The following is a 215-nucleotide window of genomic DNA, read 5'->3' as shown; positions in this document are numbered from 1 at the left end:
ACCGCGTCGCGGGTTCGTGTCCGGCTCGTCGACGGTGGTGGGGTGGTGTTTGGTGTGGTGTCGGGTTCGCCGGTCGCGACCGCGTCGTGGGTTCGTGTTCGGCCCGTCGACCGCGGTGAGGTGGCGTTTCCTGTGATGTCGAGCTCGCCGGTCGCGGCCGCGCTGGCGGCTCGTGTTCGGTCCGCCGCCGGTGGCGAAGCGGCGTTTCGTGCGAT

Source organism: Actinoallomurus acaciae (assembly GCF_042429965.1).
GTDB classification, from domain to species: Bacteria; Actinomycetota; Actinomycetes; order Streptosporangiales; family Streptosporangiaceae; genus Actinoallomurus; species Actinoallomurus acaciae.
Note: the sequence above shows the minus strand (reverse complement) of the source record.